This is a genomic window from Rhodoblastus acidophilus (genome assembly GCF_009720655.1).
In the GTDB taxonomy this organism is placed as follows: Bacteria; Pseudomonadota; Alphaproteobacteria; order Rhizobiales; family Beijerinckiaceae; genus Rhodoblastus; species Rhodoblastus acidophilus_A.
Map to the genome: position 1 here is coordinate 1 of NZ_WNKS01000002.1, position 26,779 is coordinate 26,779.

The following is a 26,779-nucleotide window of genomic DNA, read 5'->3' on the forward strand; positions in this document are numbered from 1 at the left end:
CTCGCAACGGATTCAGACCCTTGCCAGTTTCGCCGATAACCGCGGCGGGCGCCATGTGCGGTCGTCGTACCGGTAACGAAGTTCCTGCTGCATCAGCCGCTCAACCGCCAGGCCGCGACCTACGCCCGCGAAGGCATCGAGATCGACACTTCCACGCTCGCTGATTGGGTCGGCGGCTGTGTGGTCACGCTCGATCCGATCCTGATTGCGCTGAAAGCCCACGTTCTGCGCGGCGCACGCATCCATGCCGATGACACCACGGTTCCGGTGCTGGCCAAAGGCAAGACCGCGACCGGCCGGCTATGGACCTACGTCCGCGACGACCGGCCGTTCGGCGGCAAGGACCCGCCGGCGGCTTTCTTCGAATACTCGCGCAACCGCGCCGGCGAACACCCGCAACAGCATCTCGCCGGTTGGAGCGGGATCATGCAGGCCGACGCCTATAACGGCTACAACCCGCTTTACGAGGCGGCGCGCAAGCCCGCGCCCATCAGGGAGGCCGCCTGTTGGGCCCATTGGCGGCGCAAACTGTTCGACCACGCCAAAACGGGCAAGGCGCCGATCGCGGTCGAGGCGGTGCGCCGCATGGACCAGATCTTCGCCTGCGAGCGGACGGTCACCGGCAAGCCTCCCCATGAGCGCATCGCCGTGCGAAAGGAGACCATCGCGCCGCTCGTCGAGGACTTGCGCGTCTGGCTGACCGAGCAACGCGCGAAGCTGTCGGCCAAGACCGATCTCGCCAAGGACATCAATTACGGCCTGTCGCGATGGGTCGAGTTTACGCGTTTCCTTGACTTCTGGAAGGCGCTGGAGGAAGCCTTTCCGACGACGCGGCATCAGCGATGCTGGTTTCACAAATCAGGAAATGTTCTCAACAAATTGCCGAAGTCGTTTCAGCCGGCGGCGCATCAGGATCTGCGCGAAATCTGGCTATCGCCCAGCCGCGCGAAGGCCGAGGCGGCGATGGAGACCTTCGCCGAGAAATATGCGCCGAAGTACAATGACGCCGTCAAATGCCTGCTGAAGGATCGCGACGCGCTGCTGGCGTTTTTCGACTTTCCTGCAGAGCACTGGGCGCATCTGCGCACCACAAATCCTATTGAAAGCGTATTTTCAACGGTGCGGCATCGCACCATTCGCACGAAAGGCGCTTTATCGCCGGATACCGCGCGGCTGATGGTCTTCAAGCTTGTGACGGCGGCGTCGAAGAACTGGCGTCGACTGCAAGGCCAAAATCAGTTGCCGAAAATCATCAGCGGCGTAAAGTTCTGTGATGGAATCGAAGCCGCGTCCGAAACCAAATCCGCCGCTTGATTCACGCCGTCACCCAGATTTCAGCATAGCTCCCAATAGGAAGACGTCCATGGCGCATATTCCCGACGGCTTGCTTTCCGCTCCGGTCCTCATCGGCGGCGCGGTTCTGACCGTTGGCGGCCTGGCGCTGGATCTGCAGCGTCTGGACGAGTCCGAAATCCCCAAGACGGCGATCCTGGCTTCGACCTTCTTCGTCGCCTCGCTGGTCGCCGTTCCCGTAGGGCCGTCGAGCGTGCATCTGCTGCTGTCCGGCCTGATGGGGCTTGTGCTGGGCCTGCGCGCCATTCCCGCCGTCTTCGTCGGGCTGTTGCTCCAGGCCGTCCTGTTCGGCTTCGGCGGCCTGACGTCGCTGGGCGTCGATCTCGTCAACATCGCCTTTCCCGGCGTGGCCGCCGCGCTGCTGGCGCGGCTCCTGCTGGCCAAGGCGCACGGTCTTGGCGCCGCGGCGATCGGCGCCGGCGTCGCCGCCTTCACCGCCTTCACCGTTGTGGGAACGGCCGCTTGCGTGTCAGCGGCGCTGGCGCTGTCCTCGGCGGATTATCTGCCGAGCCTGCGCGTGATCGCTCTGACTTACATTCCGTTGGCGCTGGTCGAGGCGGTGATCACCGGTTTCGTCATCGCCTATCTCAAGCGCGTGAAACCGGAAAGCCTTGGCTTGACCGCTCAGCCGGAGGGCGCGGCGTGAAACGGGTTTTTCCGGTTTGCGCTTTGCTGCTCGCGCTGGCGGCGCCCGACCCCGCCTGCGCGCATCACCTAAAACTGTTCCTCACCGTCGAGGACGGCGCGCTCGGCGGCTACGCCTTTTTTGTCGGCGGCGGTCGGCCGGAAGGGTCCACGGTCATCGTCAAGGACAGCGGCGGCCATGAAATCTACCGCGGCAAGACCGACGACCACGGCGCCTTCCGCTGGACGCCGCCCGTCGCCGCGGATTATGCGGTGACGGTCGATGCGGGCGACGGCCATTGGGTCGAGGGTTTCTTGGCGGCCGACAGATTAGGCGCTCCCGCCGCAACGCCAACGCCCGCGACCGCTCTGCCGACCCCGAGCGCGCCCAAGCCGGACGCCAGCGCCTGCGCGCAACCCGATTCCGCCGCCCTGGCGAGCCTGGTCGAGGCGCAGGTGGACAGAGCCGTGGCGCGCCAGCTGCGCCCGCTGATCGAATCCTATACGCTTGCCGAGGGCCGGGTGCGGCTGAACGATGTCATGGGCGGGATCGGCATGATCGTGGGTTTGGCGGGCATGGGGCTCTGGGGTCTGGCGCGCCGCCGCAAGGCCTCCGACCGTGACTGAAACGCTCTATTGCCGCGACGAGGCGGATGCGCGCCCCCGGCTGGACCGTTTTGACGCGCGCACGAGGATCGTGACGGCGTTGGCCCTGATCGTCGCCGCCTTGGTCGTGCGCTCGCCATTTGTCTTGATGGCCGGCCTCGCAGGGCTTGTGGCGTTCGCGTGGTTTTGCGAGCTGCGCGCCAAGGAAATCGCCGGACGTCTCCTCCATGCCGAAGGATTTTTACTGGTCCTGTTGATCCTGCTGCCGCTGACCGTTCCCGGTCCCGCCGCTTTGTCGCTCGGCCCCGTAGAGCTTTCCGCCCCCGGTCTCGATCGCGCGCTCAAAATCTTTTTGCGCGTAAACTTTTCGGCGCTGGCGGTGCTGATCCTGCTGGCCGGGATGGAGCCGGTGCGGTTCGGACATGCTCTGGCGGGGCTGGGCGTCCCGGAAAAACTCGCGCATCTGCTGCTGTTCGCCGCGCGCTGGGTGGCTCTGATCAAGGAAGAGGGTTTACGCCTTCACGACGCAATGCGCGCGCGCGCGTTCAAGGCGTCCACCTCGCTGCACACGTTTCGCACGCTCGGCTTTTTTTGCGGCCAGTTGCTGGTGCGCGCCCTGGAGCGCGCCGAGCGGATTGACGAAGCCATGCGCTGCCGGGGTTTTGCCGGGCGTTTCGTCCTCGCCGCCGAGGAGCGGCCGGGCCGCAGCGACGGCCTTTTCGCCGCCGGCGCCGCCGTCGCGATCATCGCAGCCGTTGCGCTGGACCGGCTGACATGAGCCTGCTGTTTAAGCTCGACTCGATCTGCGTCTCACGCGGCGGTCGCCTCGTGCTCAATGAGGCGTCGATGGAGCTAGCCGCCGGCGAGCGGCTCGCCATCGCCGGCGCCAATGGCGCGGGCAAGACGACGCTGTTGCGCACGCTGGTGGGGCTGGAAAAACCAAGCGCGGGACGTTTGAACGCCTTCGGCCAAGAATGCCGCGTCGAAAAAGACTTTCGCGCCGTGCGCGCCCGCGCGGGGTTTTTGTTCCAGGATCCCGACGACCAGTTGTTTTCGCCGACCGTGATCGAGGATGTCGCGTTCGGGCCGCTCAACCTTGGCCTCTCGCAGCTGGACGCCCTGCGCCGCGCCGAGGACACACTGGCCAGCCTGGGCCTGACCCCTTTGTCGCGGCGCATCACCCATCGCTTGTCCGGCGGCGAGAAGCGCCTCGTCGCGCTGGCGAGCGTCATGGCGATGCGCCCCGACATCCTGCTGCTCGACGAACCCACCAACGCGCTGGACGAAGCCCACCGCGCCAGGCTGATCGAAATTTTGGCGGCGCTCGACGTGGCCATGGTCATCGTCAGCCACGACCAGGATTTTCTGGCGCGGCTGACCACCCGCGCTTTGTTACTGGCGGAGGGACGACTCGGACGCACGGTGCTGCACCGGCACGTCCACACCCACGATCATCTGCACATCCACGGCGCCGACGACGATCACGTCCATCCGCACGCCAAGGCGACCTGAGGGCGTCAGCCCGCCTCGCGCACATGGGCGTGGCTGTGCGGATGGGAATGCGCGCCGCCATGGGGATGGCTCTCGTTCGAAACATCGACGGGTATGACCATCAGCTGTCCGTGACGCACGCCGCGCTCGGCGATCACATGTTCGGCGAAATGCCGGACTTCGCCGCTTCCGCCGCGTAAAACCGCGACCTCCAGACAGGAATCGTGATCGAGATGGACGTGCAGCGTCGTCACGGACAAGTCGTGGTGATCATGCTGCGCGTTGGCCAGCCGTTTCGCCAGCGCCCGGGTTTCGTGATCATAGACATAGACCAGGGCGGCGACGCAGGCGCCCTTGGCGTGTTCGGCGGACCACTGGCTCAGACCGGCGCGGGCGAGGTCGCGCAGGGTTTCCGAGCGGTTCTGATAGCCCTTTTCACGCTGGAACCGGTCGAGTTCCTCGACAAGATCGTCATCGAGCGTCACCGTAATCCTCTGCATGCCTGTCTCCTGCCCCTGTTCTCAGGACAGGTTAAAGCATGCGTTCGACGCGGGTAAGCGTTCACGCACGTCGCGTCACACATTTCCAAACGAAGAAGAGCCGATGGCCTTTCGGCGGGCGCTCGTCTGACCAAGGCTCAGAAATTCATAGTCGTGCGCACGCCGAACACGGCGGCGTCCTTGACGCGCGCGCCATTGACGGCGACGCCCCCGCCGGGGCTGAAGATATATTGGAAGTCCGGGCTGGATGCTCCAGCCCGGAACGATTTGCGCCTGATAGGTCAGCTCCAGCGCCGCCTCCGCTCTGCGCAACACGGCCTCGCCCGAGTCGAGATCGAAGCCGCGCGCGACATCGGAGACATGGGCATAGGCCAAGCCGACGCCAAACGCGTCGTCCGACCGCCCCGGAACGAGGCCGGAGAAGCTCAACCCGCCATCGATATAAAAATCGATGGTGTTACGATCGTTTGGCGCACCCGCGACGCGCAAGAAGAGCGCCGCGCCCTTGGCGGCGTCCTCGCCGGAGCCCAACTTCCAGATTTGCTGATCCAGAACACTATAAAAACCCCAGTCACCTTTCAGCACGGCGCCAACGCCGCTAGCGGAGAGGCTGATCGGCACGCCAAGGCGTCGTAGCGCAAATGGTTGAAGTTGCGAAAGCTCTGGAACGCGCCGACCTTGATCGACCCTGCCAGCGCCTTGTCATCCTTGCCCTGGTTGTAACGGTATTGCACTTCCTGCATGACCAGCGGCGGGTTCTGCAAAGGGAAGTTCGTTCCGTACCGGTTGCAGATCTGCGGATCCTGATCGCATTGGCCGGCGGGATTGCCGTTGAACACCGCGACGAGCACGTTGAGAGGATCGCTGTCATTGCCGAGTTTGACGCGCACGCCGGGCGTGGCGAGCGGATAGCCGAGGCCGCCGCCCGGCAAGTTGACGCCGGTGAAGGCCGGCCATCGTAGATGGCCCCTTGGCGCAGACCGCCCGAGACATTGCCGAGACCTTCGCCAATGTAGTTGAGCTGGACGAAAACGCCCTTGTCCTAGAGGTACTTTTTTGCGTCCGTGATCGGCGCCGATCCAGGGATGCTGTTGAGCAGCGACGGCAGTGCGTCCGCAGCGGGTTCGACGGGCTTGGCGTCTTCTGCGGCCAGCGCCGGCGCTGCCGCAATCAGAGCCAGCCAGCTCAGCCGAATCTTCTGTTTCGTCAGGTTCAGCCGTGCCCGCGCCATGTGCTGTTGCTCCGAAATAGCCGCCCGGCGACTGACAACGCCACCGACCGTTGTTATGAATTTTTAAGTAAACGCTCATACTGGCGCAACGCGTAATCAGTCGCTTGGCCTGAGAGTGAGCGCAAGAATATATGAACTATGTCAAAAATACGTCGCAGACGCCGGCCTCTCCGATCAAGGCCTGCGCGCGTTAAGCGGCAACAACGAGCGCCAAAGCTTCCCAAGCGTTCCACGCCGACCGGTCAAGCAACGCTTGCGTGTCTGCACGGACGTGGACAAGGGGCCTGCCTCACGCCTAGGACCGCAAGTACTCGACTTCATTGACATGAGCCGAACCCTGAAGCAAAGCAGGAGAGGTCTGGACATGCGTCCAGACGAGATGATGACGGTTCCGCGCGGGATCAGACCCGCCGGTGAAAAGGGAACGCGGTGAAAAGCCGTGGCTGTCCCCGCAACTGTAAGCGGCGAGAAATCGGTTCTGGATCGTCCGCGATCCGCCACTGGCGTGTTTCCCTCTCCTCCAGGGAAAATCGCCGGGAAGGCTGGCCGAGATTGGACCCGTAAGCCAGGAGACCTGCCGTCACAAAGGTGCGGTCAACCCGGACGGGGCGCTCCGGGCGCGCGTTTATGGAGGTGAGACATGCATATCATGGAAGGTTTCCTGCCCGTCGGCCATGCGGTCGGCTGGTTCGCGGCTTCGACGCCCTTCGTGGTCGCGGGTGGCGTTTCCCTACGCAGGATTTTGCGCAAGGCGCCCGAGACGCGGCTCAACCTGGCCGCGGCAGGCGCCTTCGCCTTCGTGCTGTCAGCCCTAAAACTGCCGAGCGTCACCGGCTCCTGCTCACATCCGACCGGCGTCGGCCTCGGCGCCGTCATTTTCGGTCCGTCGGTCATGGCCGTGCTCGGAACGATCATTCTGCTGTTCCAGGCGCTGCTGCTGGCGCATGGCGGCCTCACCACGCTCGGCGCCAATGTCTTCTCCATGGCGATTGTCGGCCCCTGGACCAGCTTCGCCATCTGGAAGGCGTTGCGCGGCCTCGGCGCCTCAATCGCCATTTCCGTTTTCTTCGCCGCGGCGTTGGGAGATATCGCGACCTATGCCACAACCGCGATGCAGCTGGCTTTTGCCTATCCCGACAGCGAAACGGGTTTTGTCGGCGCGCTGGTCAAGTTCGGCGGCATTTTCGCCGTGACGCAGATCCCGCTCGCCATCGCCGAGGGCTTGTTGACCGTGGTGGCGCTGAACGCCCTGTCGGGGCGCGCCGGCCAGGCCAATGAGGTCGCCGTTTTGTCCGGGGAGGCGCGCTGATGTCGCCCAAGGTCCGCACGATCCTGATGCTCGCCGCCGCCGCCGCGCTGATCGCGGCCCCTCTGGTCATTCCCGGCCTCGGCGGAGATTTCAAGGGCTCCGACGACAAGGCCGTCGAAGCGATCGCCGAACTGGCGCCCGGCTACAAGCCATGGTTCGAATCGCTGTGGAAGCCGCCGTCCGACGAAGTTCAAAGTCTGCTGTTTTCGCTGCAGGCCGCCATCGGGGCGGGATTTCTCGGCTATGTGATCGGGCGCCGTTCGACGCGCAAAAATGTCGCCGATCGATAGAGAGGCGCATCTCAACCGCTGGCGCCAAAAACCGCTCGTCGAGAAGCTCCTGCTCGCTCTGGGCATGATGCTGCTGGCCTTGGCGCTCAAACCCTGGCCGGCGGCGGCGCTGATTACAGCCGTGATGACGGGGGCGACGCTCATCGGCGCGCGGGTTTCGCCGCGCGTCTGGCTCGCCTGCGCGACCGCGCCGCTCGGCTTCCTGACCGTAGGCGTCGTTTCGCTGGTCCTTCGCATCGAGCTCAACGGCGTCAGCCTCGCGCCGGGCGGGATCGAGGCCGCCGGTTCCCTCGCGGCGCGGTCGGCCGCCGGCGTGACCTGCCTGCTGTTTCTCGCCCTCACCACGCCGACTTGCGACCTGCTCGCCGGCGCGCGCCGCGTCGGCGTCCCTGCGGAAATCATCGAGGTCGCTTTGCTCATGTACCGTTTCCTGTTTATCCTGGCGGACGAGGTGTCCGCGATGGATGCGGCGCAGGCCGCTCGGCTCGGCCACGCCAGCAAGGGAAGGCGCCTGCGATCTCTTGGCCTCGTCGCCGCCAATTTGTTGCCGCGCGCGCTCGACCGGGCGCGCCGAATGGAGATCGGCCTCGCCGCGCGGGGCTGGCGCGGCGAGATGCGCGTCCTGTCCGACCGGCCGGGCACGACCCTGCGCGGCGTGAGCGAGGTCGCGGCCGTGCTGTGCGCTACGGCGTTTTTGGGGATTTTCGCATGAGCGCGCTTCTGGAGGCGCGGAGCCTCACATATGCCTATCCCGGCGGCGTTCTCGCGCTTGCGGGCCTCGACCTGTCGGTGTCCCGGGGGCGCAAGCTGGGGATTCTCGGTCCCAACGGCGCCGGCAAAACCACCTTGCTCCTGCATCTCAACGGCACTCTGCGGCCCGCCTCCGGCGAAATCCGTTTCGACGGGCGGACGGTTGGTTACGGGCGCGAGGCGCTAATCGCGTGGCGGCGGCGCGTCGGCCTCGTTCTTCAGGACGCCGATGACCAGCTTTTCGCGGCGAGCGTCGCGGAGGATGTTTCGTTCGGTCCGCTCAACCTCGGGCTGACCGATGAGGAAACGCGCCAGCGCGTGAGGGAAGCGCTTGCGGCGCTGGAGATCGCGGATTTGGCAGATCGTCCGACCCATATGCTGTCGTTTGGACAGAAAAAGCGCGCGGCCATCGCTGGCGCGATCGCCATGCGCCCCGAGATCCTGCTGCTTGACGAACCGACCGCCGGACTCGATCGCCAAGGCGCGGCGCTCCTGCTCAACGAGCTGAAACGCCTGTCAGAAGCGGGAACAACCCTGGTCTTCACGACTCACAACGTCGATCTGGCCTGGGCGTTCGCGGACGAAACGGCGCTGTTCAGCGAGGGACGCGTCATTGCACAGGGAGAGACCTCTGACGTGCTCTCAAATCCCTCCGTGCTGGCTCAAGCGCAATTGCAGCCGCCGCTTCTCGTCCGTCTGGGCATGGTGTTAAGAGACAAGGGCTTGCTTCAAGGAGAGGCTGGCCTGCCGCGCGACGAGGCGCAGCTGTTGGCGATGGTCGGCATCGGGCGACGCTGACCCACGACCTTGCGCAGGCTGACGTTCTGCGCGCCAGCCCCGGATGCGTGATCAGGCTGAAATCTTCCGGCACTCGTCCGCGCAGGTCTTGCAGGACTCGGCGCAATCCTTGCACTCGGCCGGATATTTCTCGCATTCCTTCTGGCACGCGGCGCAAATCTCCGCTGTTGCCTTGGCGAAAGCCGGGACCTGCGGAGAGTTCACAGCCGCCAACGCCTGAAGCGCGTCGCAGGCCGCGACGACCTGGTATGCGGTGTTGACGCAACCGGTCATGGAATAATCCTTCATCGCCATGCCGATGCAATGGCGCAAGCATTCGTTGGCGGTCACGACGCAATGGCCGCAACTCTCCCGCAAGACCTGTATTTTGACGAATACATGGAATTCTCCATTTCATTTCTGCGAGGGCCGTCTGGTCGGCGCCGGCGGGTTCGATTGACGGATTGATCCGGGGCAATTAACACCGTTACCGTACTGGATCCGGAACAGGGCCTGTGATGGCCAATTTGCGCAATTTGAAGTGGAAAACGATGATCGCGGCGCTCTACGTCGTGACCGCCCTTCTGCTTGGTTTCGCACATGCCCATTCAAGCGCCACTCCGTCATTTCGAGTTGTGGCCACGCTCAGTCTGCCCGGTGGAGCGGCGGTTCCGATTTGTGGCGGGAGCCCATCGGATCGCGACGGTTCGAAGGCTCCAGCGCATACGGGTTCGGGTGTGTGCGACGCCTGCATGCTGACCGCCGCGCCCGGCGCGATACCTGAACCGCCATCTCTTACGACCGCGCCTGATCGCTTCGTGAGGCTGACGATCAGCCGCAACCTTGCGACCACAGCGAAGAGTTTCGCGCTCTCCCCACAATCCCGCGGGCCTCCGCAAGCCTGACCGACGGAGCCGACGCCGCGCCGCGGCGTTTTTTCGCGCGCTCGCCGCGCCCGTTCGCTCGTGGGATTGTCATGCCTATTGTGGAAACATGTTCGCTTGCCGGCGATCGCTCGCCCGGCCTCGCTTTGCTTGATGCACACAACGCGCAACTCTTCATCGCGCCAAGTCCATTCGCGCGAGAAACCGCCGCCCTTGCCGCGCCGCCGCCGGTTGGAAGCCGACAGCTGGCCCCGCGCGAAAAGCTTTTCGCGCAGGGCGACGCCGCCGAACAGGTCTTCGACGTCGTCGAGGGATCGGCGATGATCCTGCGCGAATTGTCTCGTGGACAGCGACAGATCGTTGACATCGCCGGCCCCGGGCGCGTCGTCGGGTTCTGCGTCGGCGAGCGCCACGACTGCACGGCCGTGACGCTCACGTCCTGTGTCGTTCGGGCGCGGGCGCGCCAACCCGGCGCCGAAGATGTCTACATGCTCGCGGAAATCCAGCGCCTGCGCGATCTCGCCGCGCTCTTGGGGCGCAAGACGGCGATGGAGCGGCTGGCGACCTTTTTGATGGAGATGATCGGCGACGATTTCGACTTCGACAAACCGCTCGATTTTCCTGTCTGCCGTCAGGAAATCGCCGACTACCTCGGTCTTGTCATTGAAACAGTTAGCCGCAATTTCGTTGCGCTGAGACGGCGCGGCGTCATCGAGCCGGCCAGTCGGGAGAGTGTCTATATCCTTGATTCCTGTGCGCTGAGCCTGATCGCGGCGGGTCTTGCGCGCGACTGAGCGCGCTGGTTTGCCGGGGCGATGAGAGGCGCGAAGGGGCGTTCGGCCCACGAGTCCGGCAAAATTGTCACATCGTTCGGGAATCGCGCCCTAAATGCTTCCCGCTTGATCCGAGGCGTGGACCTTGATCCCGGTCAAATGTTAACGCTTGTTTAAATTCGGGGCGGTGGCATGAGCCTGCGGCGGACCCTGGCGGTCCTTCCAATCTTTCTAGCGGCGTTGCTGGTGCAGATTTATGCGCCGGTGGGGTCGAGTCTGGCCATCGGTCGGGCGCAGAAGGCGGAAGTGGAGGTCGCTCCGCCTTGCTCCATGCACGCGCATCACGCGTCGGAATCGAAACGCGCGTCGCATCCGCCTGGCGCGGCCTGCGGTCTTTGCGAATTCGTGTTCTCCGGCGCGGCGGCGGTCGGCTACGCCGTTCCGGCTGTCGTCGTCCGCCCCGCCGATTTTCACCGCATCGCCTGGTTCCTCCCAGCCGGGCGCGTCGTGACGCCGGCGCGCGGCGGGTCCACGCAGGCTCGCGCGCCGCCGATCGCAGGCTGACCTCCCTTTTTCGCGATCACCGGGCGCGCGAAACGCGCGCGCCTGCCTTCCGTCAGCTTGTGAAAGCCTGAACTCATGACCCGTCTTCCCACCCTGCTGCTCGCGGGCGTGTCGCTGCTGCCTGTCGCGGCGCACGCGCAAGTCCTGCCCGACGTCAATGTCGCGTCCGACCGCCTCGGCGCGCCGCTGGCCGCGCCGTCCGCCGCCGCGCCTCCGGCGGCTCTGTCCAGACCCGCCGCCCTCGTCACGTCGCGCGAAATCGCCAATTTCACGCCGCGCACCAACGACACCGCGGAAATTCTCAGCAATATCGCGGGCGTGAGCGTCTATCAGGCCGGCGGCGTCTCCAGCCTGCCGGTGATCCACGGCCTCAACGACGACCGCAACACGGTCGTGCTCGGCGGCGTGCCGATTTCATCGGCTTGCGCCAATCACATGAACCCGCCGCTCTCCTATGTCGATCCCAGCGCGATTGGGCAGGTCGAGGTTTTTACGGTCAACACGCCCGTGAGCAAGGGCGGCGACGCCATCGGCGGCGCGATCCTGGTCACGCCGCGACCGCCCGTGTTCGCCACCGCGGGCGCGCCGACGCTCAAAGGGCCGGCGGCTGAATTCGCTCCGGGCCTGCTCGTTTCGGGTTCGATTTCGGGCTCGTACCGCTCCAATGGCGACGCCTTTGGCGTTGCCGGCCACATCGACATGGCGACGGAGCATTTCGCCCTGCAATATGACGGCGCCTGGAGCAAATCCAACAATTACACGGCGGGCGGCGGCGCCACGGTCCCCTCGACGCTTTACGACGCCAACACGCACGCGGCCACCCTGTCCTATCGCAACGACGACCAGCTGATCTCGTTCCGCTATTCCCATCAGGCCATCCCCTATCAGGGTTTTCCCAATCAATGGATGGACATGATGGGAAACAACGCCAACACGTTCGATCTGTCCTGGAAGGGCGGCTTCGGCTGGGGCCGGATGGAGGCCAACGCCTATTATCACATCACCCAGCACTATATGAACAACCTCGCCGACAAGAACGGCGGCGTCAACGCCTCGCCGACCACCGGCATGCCCATGTATGTCAACGGCCAGGATTTCGGTTACAAGGTCAAGGCGGAAATCGACCTCGGTCCGACCGACCTCGCGCGCGTCGGCAACGAATTGCACATGCAGCGCATGAACGAATGGTGGCCGCCGGTTCCGGGTACGGCGCCGATGATGTGCTGCCAAACCTTCGTCAATTTGAACAACGCCCAGCGCAACGTGCTCTCCACCTATGCCGAATGGGAGCGGCGCTGGACCGGCCAATGGTCAACCTTGCTCGGCCTTCGCAACGATACGGTCTGGACGAACACCGGGGACGTCCAGGGCTATTCGATGATGTATTTGCGCGGACTCGGCGGAATCCCGGGGGGCTTTGGCAGCTCCACCTATTTTAACGCACAGGAGCACGCCAAGACGTTCGTCAATTTCGATGTGACGGCTCTGGCGCGCTATGTCCCGAGCGCGACCTCCGGCTATGAGTTCGGCTATACGCTCAAACAGCGCGCCCCCAGCATTTACGAACTTTACGCATGGTCGACCAATTCCATGGCGGCGGCGATGATCGGCTGGTTCGGCGATGGCAACGGCTATGTCGGCAATCTCAACCTCAAACCGGAAACCGCGCACACGCTGTCGGTCACCGGCCAGTGGAGCGACCCGACCCAAAAAGTCTGGAGCGCGAAGCTGACGCCCTATTACACCTACGTCCAGAATTTTATTGACGTCAACAATCTCGGTCCCAGCATGATGGGCGGCAATCTGCTGCAATTCGCCAACCACGACGCCCAACTCGCCGGTTTCGACCTGTCGGGACGGGCGCTGCTCCTGCCGGAAACCGCCATCGGCGACATTTCCGTCTCCGGCGTGGCGGGCTATGTCTACGGCCAGCGGACGGACGGTTATTATCTGTACCACATGATGCCGATTTACGGGAAAGTCGCGCTGGAGGACGCGGTGGCGATCGGCGGCGGCCGGTTGACCGGCGCCTTCGAACTCCGCGCCGTCGCCGCCAAGACGGAGGTCGAAACGCTGCGCCTGGAGCCCTCGACCCCCGGTTTTGCCGTGATGAACCTGCGCGCGGCCTATGAATGGCAAAACCTGCGCTTCGACCTGGGCGTCGAAAACCTGGCCGACAAGCTTTATTATGAGCCGCTGGGCGGCATCGCCCTCAGCAATTACATCCAGTCCAACTACACGCAGCCCTGGGGCCAGCCTCTCGCGGCGAAAGGGCGCAGCGTTTTTGGCGCCATGACCGTCAAGTTCTGAGCGCTGCTTGCGCTGCGATGGCCGAAGTAAATCTTCGGCCATCGCCAAGCTGCCTTTCTTGTCGCTGCGCGCCGGACCGCTTGATGTCCCTCACCCGCATCGCCGATCATCCGGCCAAGAAAATCGCCGATCTTCTGCCCTGGGGCGACGTCTTCCAGTCAAAGACCGCTTGACCGGACGCTTACCCTTCGCCGCACACGATGAGATTTTCTCGAACATGAAGAAGGCCGGCACCAACATATCGACGGACGATTTCGAGAACCGCGTCGGCGTCGCCACGCGCAACGGCGATCAGGACGCCAACCCGCACGTGACGCAGGCCGCGCAGGCGTGGCGCAAGAACGACTACGAGCCGTTCAAGCAGGAAGCGATCGACATGGGCGTTCTAGGTATCATTGCATGTGATGGGATGCCGTGCATGGCTTATGAATTCTGGACACCGTCGTCGCATCGGGGCCGGTCAGCGCGCCACAGCCGCCGATCGTGTTGAGGATGGCATTGTTGCGGATCACGGAATTCGGCGGAACTTCGCCGGTGAAACCGTACGCCGTGGTCCTCGTCGCCTGATTATCCAAAACGGTGTTGTTTTCGATGCGAATCCGTGGCCCAGTCGTCGCCAAGGTGAACCCGACGCCTAGCGTTCCGCCGGGGCCGGGGTTGAGGATCAGGTTCTCGGTAATTTCAAGTTCGCTGCTGGTCCCGCCGATCCTAAACCCCGGAGAGGCTGTTGCGCCGCCGACGGCCGTCGAGGAATTGCCAGAAATTTTCGACCGCTCAAGAGCATTGAGGCTAAAATCACCCAAATGCGTCCCTCGCGTGTCGTTCCCATAGCACTTGTTGCCTGTGATCGTCACGTGGTAGTGATTGTTTGTACCCCCCCTACCCACAGACGCATCAATACACGACTTACCCATACCGTATATTTCATTATTCTTAATAACGATATCGTGACTTAAATTCTGAGCTCCATTATCGTTGTATAGAGCAATACCTGAGACATACCCGTTCTTCAAGATACTGTCAGTTATGCCCGAGTTCCACACGCCTTTGTAAAAAACCCACGCTCCATCGTGGTCAATTCCCTCGATGTCGAGATGGCGCGCCCAGCAGTTATTGGTGCCTGCGGCCATTTCCGGGGAGTTATGCCCGTCGCGCATGACAATGCGTTCGAGCGTACATCCAGATACGCCGACGATATTCAACGGCCAATGCAGGACGTGCTGGATCGTAACGTCACGGACGACGACGTTTGACGCGGCAGGGCCAGAACTGATTCCTCCGGCGCTTGCCCTCGGCCAAACGGTGGCGTTTGCCCTATTTCCATCGATCACGCCGCTGCCGTCTATCGTTACGCCATCAGCGCCTGAGGCGATGTTGACAACAGTACGCATCGGCCCATCAGGGGCTTTGAGCGTGCCCTCGATCGTGAGGTGACTGGCTGACGGCAGCGACAGATTGTGAACCCGGCAGACCACACCTTTTGGGATCAACACTCGCGCGTTGCTCGCGGCGGCGGTGATGATGGCCTGCATCGCAAGCGAGTCGTCTGTCGCCCCGTCGCATTTCGGAGCAGCGTGGACGCCGTAGCCTTTCATGACATTCACGACGCGGGTCAGAGACGATGGAGCGCCGGTTGCCGCGCTCGCGCCGTCCACATCGGCGAACGAAGGGGTCGCGCACAACAGAAGCGCAAGGAAAGAAACTTTGATTTTCATGTCAGCCCCCCTGATGTGCATCTCCGCCTCAAACCGAGCTTACATTGTCCCTATGCCGCTTCGCATGATTTCATCGGGCGTCTTGTCGACGAGTATCGGTCGGCCGAGTGTATCCCTACTGGAACCGACATCGCTTAGAAAAGCGCATGAGGCGTCTGCGGAATGTCAGCTATCGCTGGTTCTGGCGGGGCTATCCACTAGGCTTCGCCTGCCGCGGAAAGCCACTGTTGCTTCAGCTCGTCCGGAATGATATCGGAACCCAAAGACTTAAATAGCTCCATGGCGCTACGGACGCCGCGCGTCGAGCTTTCGACGACGCGTCCATAAGCAAGTTTGACTTGAGGATCGCTGGCAAGAAGGCGTACTTCGTCCGCCACCAAGGCCTTCCGGCGCGCCGCACGATCATCCTGCACATAGCCTTTCTCTTCTAAAAAGACCGCACTGTTTTTCAACTCCTTCGCAAGTCTGCCTTTCAATGCGTGAGCTCCTCCAAACAAATCGCCACGATCAAACAGACGATCCCCATAACCCCTAGCCTTTTTCCAGATAAATTCTTGAACAGAACGCATATAGTAGTGATTTATCCATGCATTTGTTGCGAACGCAACATCAGAGATGCCCGGGTTTTTGGATCTCTTGTTCTCTACAGGTATCCTATGATCGTTTACTACGCGACTCGGTTTATTCATGAATCGCACGGAGTGATGACAGTATGAATGTATAAACCTGCTTGGCCGAGAGATAGTTTTGATATGCTGATTAGCTCGGGGTGCGCGAGATGTAAAACGGCTAATTGTCAGTTCATCGAACCAGGTTTGATGACCGTTTGGTCCGAAAAACATCCAATTTAAAGCTATGGCGTCGACGCTGGATTCGTCTTGCCACTCCAAGTATTTGGAAAAAGAATCAAACTTATCAAAATCGAGCATTATGAACTCGTCGGCATCAATCACAGCAGCCCATCGGAAATCGAGTGTATAAGGCTCGACAGAAAATGCGTGGCCGTAGGCTTTGAATTGAGGCCTTGATTTGCAACCTTCATTTCTTATCCACTTGATAACACCACAGCGCGCTAAAGCTTCCAGTAACGCATCGGACCCATCATTATTATCATTGCTATAAACAAAGAAATCTCTGATCCCCATGCAGCGATGCCAAGCAAGCCACTCAAGCAGATGAAGGCCTTCGTTTCGTGCGGTCATGACGATGCAGATGTCTTTTGTCGGCTCAATGCGACTGCGAGCAAGCGCATTCAATGCATAAGGAACCGAGAGCTGAGCGCCAGGATCGCAATCGATGCAATCAGATGCGCTTGAAAGTAATTCGATCGAGCTTGAATCCGTTTTCTCGTTTGCCCTTCGGCTTCGCCACTCCGCCAGTCGCGGGAGAGCGGTTTGCGCCCAGGGGTCGCGTGGATAGAGCTGGGCGAGCGCCTCCAGCATTGTATTAGAACTCAAAACAGTCTGGCTAATATGACCTAAATCTTCGATGTCGAAATTCTTATATGGTTGGGTCGCGAATAGTTTGCTGACGGCGCTATTTGGCGCCGCTAGTGCGTCGTGCAAGGCATCGATCGTTAAAGATGATCGGTTATGCCTCTGCCATTCCTCAGCGACGCCGCGGGCGAACTCGGAGATGCATTCGCTTTCGATTTCATGAAGATGGAACGTTTCCCATGCCTGGACAACGTCCCGATTGATTTCCAGCCTTGCGGGTTCGCCCGCTTTGGGCGCTATGGCTGAGAGATAACGTTCCGAAAAAAGCATTTGAAAGAAACAACGCTCATGCCCGAGCTTTGACAACCGTAAGGCGAATGCGGAGCCGCTAAAAATTCGCGGTAATACAACCAGCTCAGCCACTGGTCGCTCTGAAACCATCAAGATCAAACTCGGATCACGATCAAACACGAAGCCATACAAATCCGAGAAATCATGGGTTTTAGCCAAGTTTTCAGAGGCTCCCATCAAAACGCCGTCCGCACACCTTACCTTCACTTTGGTCTTGTGCGACGTGACGACCACATAGCAACGGCACGACCATGAAACGCTATCATAAGCAGCTGAATTCACGAGAGAAACGTCCTTGAACGATGCAAATAACAGCTCACAATGCCTTTCGCGAAACCGTGCGTCAAGCAGCTGATGAACGGGCGTTTCTCTGTCGACGGCGCGCTGATTGAAGCCTTAGCCGCCCGTGGCTGAAGTCGTCTTCTCAGCTCAATTCGGTTCGGGCGCGATGATGTTGAGCCAACACGCCCAATGGCCCTCGATCACGGCCATGATGGCGAAAACGAAGGTTTCGTCGGCCTGATCCACGAACAGCAGGGCGCTTTTGACGTCGGACGCCTGCCTTGGCGCCCCGGCGCCGAACAGCGCCCGCATCAGCAGGCCGAGATTGAATCCGGCGACATGGATCAGGTAGCGTTTGTGAACGTTTTTGCGCCCGCGCAGCCAGGCGCGGCGCATGCCGCCGCGATCGAGCACATGGGCGAAGCTGCGTTCCACCAATTCGCCGCGGCGGCGTATCGCGGCGCAGCCGACGCCCGATTTCAGCCGCGCCCGGTTGGCGCAAACGGCGGCGCGCGCCGCCTCGTCGCCATGCCAACGCAAATAGCCCTTGGCCGGCTTGGGTTCGGAGATCCGAGTCTTCCAGACGCCGTCGACAAGGTCCTTGAGTCCGTCGCGTGAATGATACCCCTTGTCGGCGATCAACTCGCAGGGGCTCTCGCGCGTCGTCGCGAGATTGATGTCCGCCAGATTTTCCGCCGCCGCCTTCAGGGGCGCGGGCAAGGTCGCCACATAGAGCGGGCGCCGCTTGCGAAGCGCGCCCATCATAGCGCCGTAGCGAGCGGCTCTCGGCGGCCACCGACGATTCTCCGGTTAAGTTCGGGTTGCGACACACCAACGCAACCGAGGAACCATCGATGACCAATAAGATGATGAACCTTCGCGCGCTCGTGGAAAAGGCCCCCGACGCCGATATCCTGCGCGAGATGATCGGCTTTGCCGCCAAGCGGCTGATGGAGATGGAGGTCGCCGGGCTGACCGGCGCCGACTATGGCGAGAAGAGCGCCGAGCGTCTCGCCCAGCGCAACGGCTATCGCGCGCGGGACTGGGAGACGCGGGCCGGCACGGTCGAACTGCGCATCCCGAAGTTGCCGAAAGGCAGCTATTGTCCAGGTTTTCTTGAGCCGCGCCGGATGGCCGAGAAGGCGCTGACCGCCGTCATCCAGGAAGCCTATATCCAGGGCGTCTCGACGCGCTCGGTCGACGATCGGGTCAAAGCGATGGGCATGAGCGGCATTTCCAAGAGCCAGGTCAGCCGGCTGTGCGAGGAGATCGACGGCAAGGTCAAAGCCTTCCTCGACCGTCCGATCGAAGGCGACTGGCCCTATCTGTGGATCGACGCCACCTATGTCAAAGTCCGCAACAATGGCCGCATCGTCTCGGCGGCGGTGATCGTCGCGGTCGACGCCAACGCCGATGGCCGCCGCGAAGTGCTGGGCCATAGCCCGTCGATTTCGACGGGCGTCCTTCGGACGCCCTATGGACATCGGACCCTCGGAAGCCGAGACCTTCTGGACGGAGTTTCTGCGCAAACTGCGCCGACGGGGGCTGCGCGGGGTCAAGCTGGTGATCTCCGACGCCCATGAAGGCATCAAGGCGGCGGTGTCGAAGGTGCTGACGTCCGGCTGGCAGCGCTGCCGCGTCCACTTCATGAGAAATGTCCTCGCCCACGCGACGAAGAGCGGGCGGCGCGTCGTCTCGGCCTTCATCGCCACCGCCTTCGCCCAGGACGACGCCGAGGCCGCCCGCGGCCAATGGCGCAAGGTCGCCGATCAGTTGCGGCCAAAGACGCCCAAGCTCGCCGCCTTGATGGACGAGGCCGAAGCGGACGTGCTCGCCTACATGGCATTTCCGGCGGCGCATCGGACGAAGTTGCATTCGACAAATCCGATCGAGCGCCTCAATGGCGAGATCAAGCGGCGCACCGAAGTCGTCGGCATCGTTCCCAACGAAGACGCAATCACTCGCCTGATCGGCGCCATCCTGCTGGAAGCAAACGATGAATGGTCGGTGCAACGAAGCCGCTACATGACGCTTGAGACCATGGCGCCGTTGAGCGATGATCCGCTCGTCAGCCTGCCCGTCGCGGCAACCTGACCAATCCCGGCTAGCCCAGGGAAACGACCGTGCCCACCGTCAGCTACACCACGATTTGGGACCCGATCGGCCGGAGGGGTGCGCCGGTGAAAATACGTTCATCCGACATGGCGCTCAATTTGAGCATAGAGGCGCTCGCGGCCGCCATTCAGTTGCATCGCCGCGACGTTCATCTCCATGGTTTCGCGCGCCCGCGCGTTGACTTCGCCGGACTTGCTGAAATCAGATCACCACGGTCAGGTTTTTGGCGGCTCGCGTGACGCCGGTATAAAGCCAGCGCTCGCGGTTCTCACGAAAAGCGTAGCTTTCGTCGAACAGCACGACATCGTCCCATTGCGACCCTTGAGCCTTGTGCACGGTGAGCGCGTAGCCATAGTCGAATTCGTCGGATTCGCGCCGTTGCGCATAAGGCAAGGTTTCCTCGGTCCCCTCGAAAAAGGCCGGGAGAACGCCAACCCTGATCGCCTTCGACCCCGTCGTCTCCTCGGGAACCAGCAGCATGCGCAGCCGCGCTCGCCGCAACCCCGAGGATTTCTGCACCCGGAACACCGCACCGTTCAGAAGCCCCTTGGTCTTGTCGTTGCGGAGGCAAACCAGCTTTTCGCCGACCTCGGGACTGGCGCCGGTGTGGCCAAAAAGCTCGCGCAGACGCTTGTTGTAGGCGCGCCGGGTCTTGTTGAGCCCGACCAGCACCTGATCGGCCTTTTTCACCAGTTCGGCGTCGATGTTTTTCCGCGACACCACCTTGAGCGCGCCGTGATCGCCGAAATCGAGCCGCTCGCCGGCGCGCACTTGCATAGACAGGCGCACAATCGGGTTGTCCGCCGCCTGCCGGTGCACCTCTGTCAGCATCATGTCAGGGGTTTGTTCTGTGAAAAACCCGCCGCCCTTGACCGGTGGCAACTGCGCGGGGTCGCCGAGCACCAGGACCTTCTTGCCGAAGGAGAGCAGGTCGCGGCCAAGCTCCTCATCCACCATGGAGCATTCGTCGATGACGATCAGGCTGGCGCGAGACGCCGGCGATTCCTCGTTGAGCACAAAACTCGGCTCCTCCGTATCGAGGTCCTGAGGCCGATAAATCATGGAGTGGATGGTGCGCGCCTCGCCGCAGCCCTTCGAGCGCAACACCAAGGCGGCTTTTCCGGTAAAGGCGCCGAACTGCACCTCGCCATCGACCTGTTCGGCAAGATGGCGCGCAAGCGTGGTTTTTCCCGTACCGGCATAGCCGAACAGGCGGAAGACCTGCGACGCCCCCGGGTCTTCCACCCATTTCGCCACCGCCTTAAGCGCTTTTTCCTGTTGGGCCGACCAGGCCATTTCGCATCCCCCGCGAGCGGAACTTTTATAGAACGACGACGCGGTTGCAAAGGCCATGACATTGAGGAAACCCGAAGCGCGGTTTAGCGTTGTCCGCGTAGTCCAAGCCGGAGGAAACCATGACCGCTTCAAACATAAAGACGTTGGAATCCGCCACCGCCGTCAACACGGGCGGTCGCAACGGTCATTCCGAAACCGACGACAAATCCGTCTCGGTCGATCTCAGCGTGCGCAAAGGCATGGGGGGGCCGGGCAAGGAGGGCACGACCACGCCCGAACATTTGTTTGCCGCCGGCTATGCGGCATGCTTTGGCGGCGCCGTGGATTTCGTGGCGTCGCAGCACAAGGTGAAAATCCCGGACGCCAAGGTGACGTGCAAAGTCGATGTCGGTCCCCGCGATGGCGGCGGTTTTGGCATCGCGGTCAAAATGAAGGTGGAGTCGAAAAGCGTGCCGACCGACCAGTTGCGCCAGATCGTCGATGAGGCGCACGAAAAGGTTTGCCCCTACAGCCACGCGACGCGCGGTAACATTCCGTTTGAGCTGGAGGTGGTCGGCGCCTAATCCATTTCCGCCGCCAGCCTCGCCCTTGCGCGTAACTTTTCGGTTTCGCTCTTCAGCTGCCCGCAGGCGGCGAGGATGTCGCGGCCCCGGGGGGTGCGGACGGGGCTGGCGTAGCCGGCGTTGAAAACGATGTCGGAAAACTTTTCGATTGTCTCCCAGTCCGAGCACTCGTAGGGCGCGCCGGGCCAGGGATTGAAGGGGATTAGATTGATCTTGGCCGGGATGCCCTTGAGCAGCCGCACCAGTTCGCGCGCTTCCGATGGCGTGTCGTTGACCCCCTTGAGCATCACATACTCAAACGTGATGCGGCGCGCGTTGGAGGCGCCGGGATAGTCGCGGCAGGCCTGCAACAGCTCCTTGATCGGATATTTTTTGTTGAGCGGCACCAGCTTGTCGCGCAGGTCGTCGCGCACGGCGTGCAGCGAAATCGCCAACGCCGCGCCCGCCTCTTCGCCGAGCCGGCCGATTTCCGGCACAACGCCGGAGGTCGAGACGGTGATGCGGCGTTTGGACAGCGACAGGCCATCGCCATCGGACAAGATTTCGACGGCGTCGCGGACATTTTCAAAATTGTAGAGCGGCTCGCCCATGCCCATGAACACGATGTTCGACACGGCGCGCACGCCCTCGCCGGAGGGAATCAGACCGCCGTCATCCGGGCGCGAAAGGCCGGAAAAATCGCCCAGGCGCTCCCGCGCCACGATCAGCTGCGAGACAATCTCTTGGGTGGTGAGGTTGCGCACCAGTTTTTGGGTGCCAGTATGGCAAAATGTGCAGTTGAGCGTGCAGCCGACCTGGCTGGAAACGCACAGCGTGCCGCGGTCGCTTTCGGGAATGTAGACGCATTCCACTTCCGCGCCCTTGTCCAGCTTGTCCACAGGCGGCATGCGGATCAGCCATTTGCGCGTGCCGTCGGAAGAAACCTGCTCTTCCACCACATCGGGCCGCGTCAGCGTAAAATGCTCGGCCAATTTGGCGCGCATCACCTTGGACACGTTGAGCATGGCGTCGAATTCGCGCACCCCGTGGAAATAAATCCAATGCCAGAGCTGGGACACGCGCATGCGGATTTCGCGATCCGGCGTTCCGATGGCGCGCAGGGACTCGGCGAGCCCGGCGCGGGTCAGCCCCGTCAGCGAGGGTTTTGTAACGTCGAGAGCGGCCAAGCCCTGCGGCATGGCCTCGGCGGTCCGCGTCATGCGGAATCCTTCATTTCGAGGAAAATTTTGGCGCTTCTACCACGAATCCCCGTGAGCCAAAAGCCTTGCGCGACTCAGCGCCATGGCTCAGGAACGGGGCATGACCCTCTCGCTTCCGCTCAAACGCACGCTCGCGCTCGCCCTCGTCATCGCCGCCGGTTTTTTGCTGCGCGCCTATGGCCCCAAATACGGCGTGCCCGCCTTCTGGGTAAAATTCGGCGGGTCGGCGCTGTGGGCGGCCATGTATTTCTTCTTTTTCGGGCTGCTGTTTCGCGCCCGCCCCCGCGAACAGGTTTTGTACATCGCCGTGCTCGTCTGCACGCTGATCGAGTTTACAAAACTCGTGCACACGCCGGCGCTCGACGTATTCCGCCTGACCACGGCTGGCGTCTGGATGCTCGGAAAAATGTTTTCGCCCTGGAATTTTTTGGCGTATGGCGCGGGTCTCGCGGGCGCCTATGGGCTGGACCGGCTTTTTGGAGCTGGCCCAGCCGCTGCGAAAAAGAAATCAGGCGGCCGGCGGCGCTGATTTTTTCCCGTCCGTCGAAACAAGCCCCTGAGCCTGCGCCGCGCGAAAAACGTCGAGCATCAGCGTGAATTTTTGCAACAAAACCGTCTCGATGTCCGGCTTGCCATCGAGCCGGCTCAAAGCCAGCGCGGCGGCCTCCAGAGTTGAAAGGGCTTCGCGGCGCGGCTCCCGGCGCAAAGCGCCGTACAGCGATTTCTTGCGCGGATTCAGCGCAAGGCGTTTGGCCTTGAGCACCCAGGGATTGCGCCACCACAGGGTTTTCGCCTGGCTCCACGAGCCGTCGAACACCACAACGCCCTTCAGGCCCCCGAGCGCCTTGTCCTGATCCGGCAGCGCGGCCCCCTTCTTGTCGAGCGCCACCAATTCCCGATCGCGCGGCAGATCGGCGGCGCGCGACGCGCCCAGATGCAGGATCGCCCATTGGCTGGGGTCGGCGTCGCGCCCCAGGGCTTTCGATAGACTTGGCCAAGACAGTCCGACTTTCAGCACGGAATTTTCCAGCGCCCGCCGCGTCAGACCGGCGGTGCCGAGCAGCCGGTCCTGCTCTTGCGGGTGTTGCAGGATCAACAGACCGGTGCGGGTTTTCAGCGGCTCGACTTGCGCGCAAACGCACAAGAATTCGGGTTTTCCGCAATGCGGGCAGGCGGGGGCCTCGTCGGTCACGCCTGCGAATCCAGCAGCGCCTTGTAGGCGGCTTCGTCCAACAGTTTTTCGAGTTCGGCGGGATCGGCGATTTTCACCTTGTAAAACCACCCTTTTCCCTGGGCGTCCTCGTTGACCAGCGCGGGATTCTCCTCCAGCGCGGGATTGACCTCGACCACTTCGCCGGAAATGGGCGCAAACACGTCGCTGGCGGCCTTGACGCTCTCGACGACGCCGGCCTGTTCGCCCGGCTTGGTCTGCCTGCCGACCACCGGGAGCTCGACGAAGACGACATCGCCGAGCTGTCCTTGGGCGTAATCCGTGATGCCGACAGCGCCGATATCGCCGTCGACGACAATGTACTCGTGGTCCTTGGTGAAGAGGATCTTGCTCATCAAAACCTCAGCGGTGATAGCGGTTGGGAACGAAGGGGAAGGCGACGACTTTCGCGCTCAGCGGTTTGCCGCGCACGATCAGGGATAGCGGGGTTCCAGGAGCGGCGAAGCGCGGTGGCACATAGCCCATGGCGATGGGTTTTCCCAGGCTGGGCGAAAAACCGCCGGAGGTCACGCGCCCGACGATTTCGCCGGACGCGTCGGCGATTTCGGCGCCCTCGCGCGCGGGGGCCTTGCCGTCGAGAATCAGGCCGACGCGCAGACGCTTAAGCCCGTCGCTGAGCTCCCAGCGGATGCGGTCGGCGCCGGGAAAGCCGCCTTCCGCGCGGCGGCGTTTTGAAATCGACCAGTTCAGCCCCGCTTCGATCGGGCTGGTGGTGGTGTCGATGTCGTGGCCGTAGAGGCACAGCCCGGCTTCGAGCCGCAGCGAATCGCGGGCGCCGAGGCCGACCGCCTTCACCTCCTCTTCCGCCAAGAGGGTTTCGGCGAGGTCGCTGGCGTAGTCGGCCGGGACCGAGATTTCGAAACCATCCTCGCCGGTATAGCCGGAGCGGCTGATGAAGAGGATTTCGCCGCGCCAGACGAAATCCTGCTGCTCCATGAATTTTAGCGCGGAAACGCCGTGGACATGGCGCTCCAGCGCAACGGCGGCTTTCGGGCCTTGCAGCGCAAGCAGCGCGCGGTGCGTGGCGATGTCGAGATCGAGGTCCGGCAGGTTTTTCTGGATATGGGCGAAATCCTGGGCCTTGCAGGCGGCGTTGACGATCAGGAAAAGCCTGTCGCCCGCCTCGCTCAGTTTGGTCACCATGAGGTCGTCGAGAATGCCGCCGTCGGCGTTGGTGAACTGGCTGTAGCGGATTTTTCGCGCGGGAAGTCCCAGGAGGTCGCCGGGCAGCAGGGTTTCAAGCGCCGCCGCGGCGCCAGGGCCGATGAGAAAAGCCTGGCCCATATGCGAAACGTCGAACAGGCCGGCGTTTTCGCGGGTCCAATTGTGTTCGGCGATGATGCCGGCGGGATAGTTCACCGGCAGGTCGTAGCCGGCGAAGGGAACCATGCGGCCGCCAAGGCCGAGGTGCAGGGCGTGGAGGGGGGTCGGTGCGGGCAAAGCGTTCATGCGGACATCCTAGGCGATTCGCGGACAAAAAATCCGCGTTTCGCCCCCTCTGTCTCGCAACCTGAAAGATTTCCCCAGCTATTGCCGGGTTACCCTCTTCGGTGGGCGGCCAAAGCCGCCTCTTTCCAGAGCGTCATGCCTCACGCGGTCCTTTGGGCCTGAGCGTTTCCGGGGCGGTTGCGCCTTCGGCGCCGGCTTTCGCCGGACTCTTCCGCGGAGGTTTATCTGACGTCAACCAAAAGGCCCGCGATGCCGGTGAAAGTCAAGGCAGCTTTTCAAAGCCGTCTTTAAAACCGGTGAGCGCGAGCGGGATGCCAATGCCCTCTTCCGGCGTCTGAAAGATGATGAAGGTGCCGGTGGTTCCGCCGCGCAGCTGCTCCAGAAGCTTGTCGTCCATCACCACTTCGGCGACGCAGCCGGAGGGCAGGCAGCGGACGAAACCGGCGCGGCCGATGTCGGTCTGGTCGACTTTCAGGCCGAGGCCGGAGGGAAGCAGCACGCCGAGCGGCGCGATCACGCGCAGCAGCCGGCTCTTGCCGTCGGCGGTCTTGAGCACGATGACCACGAGATTGACATTGGGCTTGTCGTCGGCGGCGACGCTCTGCATCAGCGCGCATTGCTCCTTCGAGGCGCCGGGCGGCGTTTCGCAGCGCAATTCCCAATCGCCGAATTTTCCTTTGGCGACGCCTTGAGCGGCGGCTGGGGCGACAAGCCCGAACAGCAGGCCGAGAGCAATGAGACCTGCCCGGAGAATCGATTCGCGCGCCATGAAAACTCCTGAGTTCTTGGGCGGCGCAGCGAAAGGAGCCGCCTTCAGGCGGGACAGGCCTATCAAACGGACGGAGCCTGTCAAGTTTTCGGCGCCGGTCCCGCGCCGCAAGCGAGAAACGCGTGTTCTCGTCTCGCCGCCGCATCGGCAAGCTCTCGTCGCCGGAACATCAGGCCGGTTGGGGCGGCGTTAAGGCCGCACATTGCAGTTCGGTGACGTCCAGGCGCATCAACAGTCGGCATTACTCTGCCAAAAGTACGGTTGCGAACACTGTTTCAGCAACTCTCTCGCCCTTGCCGGACCTTACTATTTTGGTGTACTCACCGATGATGGGCGAGATGGTCCAGCGGGCGTCCCGTCGCTTCTATTTTTTAACTTTGATGAGCTATCAATCGGCTTGGAGAGTAAGATGATGGCGAAGAAGTTTTTTGTTTCGTCCCTGGCGCTCGCCTGCATCTGCGGCGCGCTTCCGGCCGCGGCGCAATCGACTGTCGTCGGCGCCTTGTCCTGTGACGTCTCCGCCGGCGTCGGGCTCATCCTGACGCAAAAGCAGACGCTGCGCTGCGTGTTCAAGCCTGCGAACGGCGGACCCGGCGAAGCCTACACCGGGCGCATCGACGAATATGGGGTGGCCCTTGGCGGGGTGGCGGCCGGACATCTCATCTGGGCCGTGCTGGCGCCGAACACCGGCCTGCCGCGCGGCGCGCTTGCGGGAACTTACGCGGGCGTGGGGGCGGAAGCGACCGCCGGCGTCGGACTGGGCGCGAATGTCCTCGTCGGCGGAACAGGCCGGGCCTTCTCGCTTCAGCCGGTGTCGGTCGAAGGACAGATCGGCGTCAATGTCGCGGCGGGCGTGACCACCGTGACGCTGGTCGCGGCGCCCTGACGCAAGACTGCGGCGGCAAGAGGTT

General features: G+C 62.6%; 29 protein-coding genes, 2 pseudogenes and 2 riboswitches. Of the genes and pseudogenes, 17 read left to right on the top strand and 14 right to left on the bottom strand.

The features are described from left to right. Positions 1 to 78: 78 nt before the first annotated feature. From tnpC to GJ654_RS02415, 5 genes and pseudogenes are all read left to right on the top strand, one after another. Positions 79 to 1,314: pseudogene (tnpC, locus tag GJ654_RS21070) on the top strand (IS66 family transposase); the annotation flags it as partial. A gap of 49 nt (positions 1,315 to 1,363) precedes the next feature. Further along, on the top strand, positions 1,364 to 1,999 hold the full coding sequence (cbiM, locus tag GJ654_RS02400) for a cobalt transporter CbiM (protein ID WP_155444520.1): 636 nt from the start codon (positions 1,364 to 1,366) through the stop codon (positions 1,997 to 1,999). Next, the gene (locus GJ654_RS02405; protein WP_155444521.1) at positions 1,996 to 2,604 is read left to right on the top strand and encodes a cobalamin biosynthesis protein CbiM; all 609 of its coding nucleotides are present in this window, start codon (positions 1,996 to 1,998) and stop codon (positions 2,602 to 2,604) included. The genes cbiM and GJ654_RS02405 overlap by 4 nt, the downstream gene beginning before the upstream one ends. Continuing rightward, on the top strand, positions 2,597 to 3,361 hold the full coding sequence (gene cbiQ, locus GJ654_RS02410; RefSeq protein WP_155444522.1) for a cobalt ECF transporter T component CbiQ: 765 nt from the start codon (positions 2,597 to 2,599) through the stop codon (positions 3,359 to 3,361). Before GJ654_RS02405 ends, cbiQ (GJ654_RS02410) begins: the two co-directional genes overlap by 8 nt. Continuing rightward, positions 3,358 to 4,095 (top strand): energy-coupling factor ABC transporter ATP-binding protein, encoded by a 738-nt coding sequence (locus tag GJ654_RS02415; protein WP_155444523.1) that lies wholly within the window; start codon positions 3,358 to 3,360, stop codon positions 4,093 to 4,095. Before cbiQ (GJ654_RS02410) ends, GJ654_RS02415 begins: the two co-directional genes overlap by 4 nt. A 5-nt stretch (positions 4,096 to 4,100) precedes the next feature. On the opposite strand, the gene nikR is transcribed toward GJ654_RS02415, so the two are convergent. From nikR to GJ654_RS20725, 4 genes are all read right to left on the bottom strand, one after another. Continuing rightward, a complete protein-coding gene (gene nikR / locus GJ654_RS02420; protein WP_155444524.1) occupies positions 4,101 to 4,574 on the bottom strand; it encodes a nickel-responsive transcriptional regulator NikR in 474 nt (157 codons plus the stop codon). A 75-nt stretch (positions 4,575 to 4,649) separates the two neighbouring features. Beyond that, complete coding sequence (locus GJ654_RS21390) at positions 4,650 to 5,159, bottom strand: carbohydrate porin (protein WP_155444525.1); 510 nt, start codon at positions 5,157 to 5,159, stop codon at positions 4,650 to 4,652. Next, positions 5,153 to 5,506, bottom strand: coding sequence for a carbohydrate porin (locus GJ654_RS21395; protein WP_196305410.1), 354 nt, complete (start codon positions 5,504 to 5,506; stop codon positions 5,153 to 5,155). The genes GJ654_RS21390 and GJ654_RS21395 overlap by 7 nt, the downstream gene beginning before the upstream one ends. A 110-nt stretch (positions 5,507 to 5,616) precedes the next feature. After that, positions 5,617 to 5,805, bottom strand: coding sequence for a hypothetical protein (locus GJ654_RS20725; RefSeq protein WP_196305411.1), 189 nt, complete (start codon positions 5,803 to 5,805; stop codon positions 5,617 to 5,619). A gap of 369 nt (positions 5,806 to 6,174) precedes the next feature. Next, positions 6,175 to 6,401, top strand: a riboswitch (cobalamin riboswitch). 44 nt (positions 6,402 to 6,445) lie between these two features. On the opposite strand from GJ654_RS20725, the gene GJ654_RS02435 reads away from it, so the two are divergent. From GJ654_RS02435 to GJ654_RS02450, 4 genes are read left to right on the top strand one after another with little or no spacing between them, the layout of a single operon-like run. Further along, entirely contained in the window at positions 6,446 to 7,114 is a 669-nt protein-coding gene (locus tag GJ654_RS02435) for an energy-coupling factor ABC transporter permease (protein ID WP_155444527.1), read from the top strand. Then, a complete protein-coding gene (locus GJ654_RS02440; protein WP_155444528.1) occupies positions 7,114 to 7,404 on the top strand; it encodes an energy-coupling factor ABC transporter substrate-binding protein in 291 nt (96 codons plus the stop codon). Before GJ654_RS02435 ends, GJ654_RS02440 begins: the two co-directional genes overlap by 1 nt. Beyond that, positions 7,388 to 8,116, top strand: coding sequence for a cobalt ECF transporter T component CbiQ (gene cbiQ, locus GJ654_RS02445; protein WP_155444529.1), 729 nt, complete (start codon positions 7,388 to 7,390; stop codon positions 8,114 to 8,116). Before GJ654_RS02440 ends, cbiQ (GJ654_RS02445) begins: the two co-directional genes overlap by 17 nt. After that, the gene (locus GJ654_RS02450) at positions 8,113 to 8,952 is read left to right on the top strand and encodes an energy-coupling factor ABC transporter ATP-binding protein (protein WP_155444530.1); all 840 of its coding nucleotides are present in this window, start codon (positions 8,113 to 8,115) and stop codon (positions 8,950 to 8,952) included. Before cbiQ (GJ654_RS02445) ends, GJ654_RS02450 begins: the two co-directional genes overlap by 4 nt. Before the next feature lie 51 nt (positions 8,953 to 9,003). Here GJ654_RS02450 and GJ654_RS02455 read toward each other — a convergent pair whose 3' ends face one another. Then, positions 9,004 to 9,309: a Csp1 family four helix bundle copper storage protein gene (locus GJ654_RS02455; protein ID WP_155444531.1), complete on the bottom strand. Its 306-nt coding sequence runs from the start codon at positions 9,307 to 9,309 to the stop codon at positions 9,004 to 9,006. A 598-nt stretch (positions 9,310 to 9,907) separates the two neighbouring features. Between GJ654_RS02455 and GJ654_RS02460 the strand changes: the two genes are divergently transcribed. The 3 genes from GJ654_RS02460 to GJ654_RS02470 all read left to right on the top strand — a co-directional run bounded on the left by GJ654_RS02460 (position 9,908) and on the right by GJ654_RS02470 (position 13,462). Further along, positions 9,908 to 10,609, top strand: a complete 702-nt coding sequence (locus GJ654_RS02460) for a helix-turn-helix domain-containing protein (RefSeq protein WP_155444532.1) — start codon at positions 9,908 to 9,910, stop codon at positions 10,607 to 10,609. A 171-nt stretch (positions 10,610 to 10,780) separates the two neighbouring features. Then, positions 10,781 to 11,152, top strand: coding sequence for a DUF2946 family protein (locus GJ654_RS02465; RefSeq protein ID WP_155444533.1), 372 nt, complete (start codon positions 10,781 to 10,783; stop codon positions 11,150 to 11,152). A gap of 75 nt (positions 11,153 to 11,227) precedes the next feature. After that, positions 11,228 to 13,462: a TonB-dependent receptor gene (locus GJ654_RS02470; protein ID WP_155444534.1), complete on the top strand. Its 2,235-nt coding sequence runs from the start codon at positions 11,228 to 11,230 to the stop codon at positions 13,460 to 13,462. Between the two features lie 392 nt (positions 13,463 to 13,854). On the opposite strand, the gene GJ654_RS02475 is transcribed toward GJ654_RS02470, so the two are convergent. The 3 genes from GJ654_RS02475 to GJ654_RS02485 form a co-directional block, all read right to left on the bottom strand. Then, entirely contained in the window at positions 13,855 to 15,177 is a 1,323-nt protein-coding gene (locus GJ654_RS02475; protein WP_196305412.1) for a right-handed parallel beta-helix repeat-containing protein, read from the bottom strand. Positions 15,178 to 15,374: 197 nt separating this feature from the next. Next, on the bottom strand, positions 15,375 to 17,246 hold the full coding sequence (locus GJ654_RS21540; protein WP_155444536.1) for a glycosyltransferase family 2 protein: 1,872 nt from the start codon (positions 17,244 to 17,246) through the stop codon (positions 15,375 to 15,377). Between the two features lie 147 nt (positions 17,247 to 17,393). Further along, a complete protein-coding gene (locus GJ654_RS02485) occupies positions 17,394 to 18,008 on the bottom strand; it encodes a transposase (protein ID WP_196305413.1) in 615 nt (204 codons plus the stop codon). Between the two features lie 92 nt (positions 18,009 to 18,100). Here GJ654_RS02485 and GJ654_RS02490 point away from each other — a divergent pair. After that, positions 18,101 to 19,340, top strand: a pseudogene (locus tag GJ654_RS02490) (IS256 family transposase). Positions 19,341 to 19,369: 29 nt separating this feature from the next. Next, entirely contained in the window at positions 19,370 to 19,600 is a 231-nt protein-coding gene (locus GJ654_RS02495; protein ID WP_155444538.1) for a hypothetical protein, read from the top strand. On the opposite strand, the gene GJ654_RS02500 is transcribed toward GJ654_RS02495, so the two are convergent. Beyond that, positions 19,563 to 20,657: an ATP-dependent DNA helicase gene (locus GJ654_RS02500; protein WP_155444539.1), complete on the bottom strand. Its 1,095-nt coding sequence runs from the start codon at positions 20,655 to 20,657 to the stop codon at positions 19,563 to 19,565. The genes GJ654_RS02495 and GJ654_RS02500 overlap by 38 nt on opposite strands. 119 nt (positions 20,658 to 20,776) lie before the next feature. Between GJ654_RS02500 and GJ654_RS02505 the strand changes: the two genes are divergently transcribed. After that, entirely contained in the window at positions 20,777 to 21,220 is a 444-nt protein-coding gene (locus tag GJ654_RS02505; protein WP_155444540.1) for an organic hydroperoxide resistance protein, read from the top strand. Here GJ654_RS02505 and rlmN read toward each other — a convergent pair. Further along, positions 21,217 to 22,419, bottom strand: coding sequence for a 23S rRNA (adenine(2503)-C(2))-methyltransferase RlmN (gene rlmN, locus GJ654_RS02510; protein WP_196305414.1), 1,203 nt, complete (start codon positions 22,417 to 22,419; stop codon positions 21,217 to 21,219). The two genes, GJ654_RS02505 and rlmN, sit on opposite strands and share 4 nt — an antisense overlap. A gap of 100 nt (positions 22,420 to 22,519) precedes the next feature. Here rlmN and GJ654_RS02515 point away from each other — a divergent pair, with 100 nt between their 5' ends. Then, entirely contained in the window at positions 22,520 to 22,948 is a 429-nt protein-coding gene (locus GJ654_RS02515; RefSeq protein WP_246664556.1) for a DUF2809 domain-containing protein, read from the top strand. Here GJ654_RS02515 and GJ654_RS02520 read toward each other — a convergent pair. The 4 genes from GJ654_RS02520 to GJ654_RS02535 all read right to left on the bottom strand — a co-directional run bounded on the left by GJ654_RS02520 (position 22,928) and on the right by GJ654_RS02535 (position 25,868). Further along, positions 22,928 to 23,611, bottom strand: coding sequence for a tRNA-uridine aminocarboxypropyltransferase (locus GJ654_RS02520; RefSeq protein ID WP_264586092.1), 684 nt, complete (start codon positions 23,609 to 23,611; stop codon positions 22,928 to 22,930). The genes GJ654_RS02515 and GJ654_RS02520 overlap by 21 nt on opposite strands. Beyond that, positions 23,608 to 23,985, bottom strand: a complete 378-nt coding sequence (gcvH, locus tag GJ654_RS02525) for a glycine cleavage system protein GcvH (protein ID WP_155444542.1) — start codon at positions 23,983 to 23,985, stop codon at positions 23,608 to 23,610. Before gcvH ends, GJ654_RS02520 begins: the two co-directional genes overlap by 4 nt. Before the next feature lie 7 nt (positions 23,986 to 23,992). Next, positions 23,993 to 25,099, bottom strand: coding sequence for a glycine cleavage system aminomethyltransferase GcvT (gene gcvT, locus GJ654_RS02530; protein ID WP_155444543.1), 1,107 nt, complete (start codon positions 25,097 to 25,099; stop codon positions 23,993 to 23,995). A gap of 135 nt (positions 25,100 to 25,234) precedes the next feature. Next, positions 25,235 to 25,323: riboswitch (glycine riboswitch) on the bottom strand. A gap of 38 nt (positions 25,324 to 25,361) precedes the next feature. Next, positions 25,362 to 25,868, bottom strand: a complete 507-nt coding sequence (locus tag GJ654_RS02535) for an invasion associated locus B family protein (RefSeq protein ID WP_155444544.1) — start codon at positions 25,866 to 25,868, stop codon at positions 25,362 to 25,364. Between the two features lie 412 nt (positions 25,869 to 26,280). Here GJ654_RS02535 and GJ654_RS02540 point away from each other — a divergent pair, with 412 nt between their 5' ends. Next, positions 26,281 to 26,754, top strand: a complete 474-nt coding sequence (locus GJ654_RS02540; RefSeq protein WP_155444545.1) for a DUF992 domain-containing protein — start codon at positions 26,281 to 26,283, stop codon at positions 26,752 to 26,754. Positions 26,755 to 26,779: the final 25 nt, after the last annotated feature.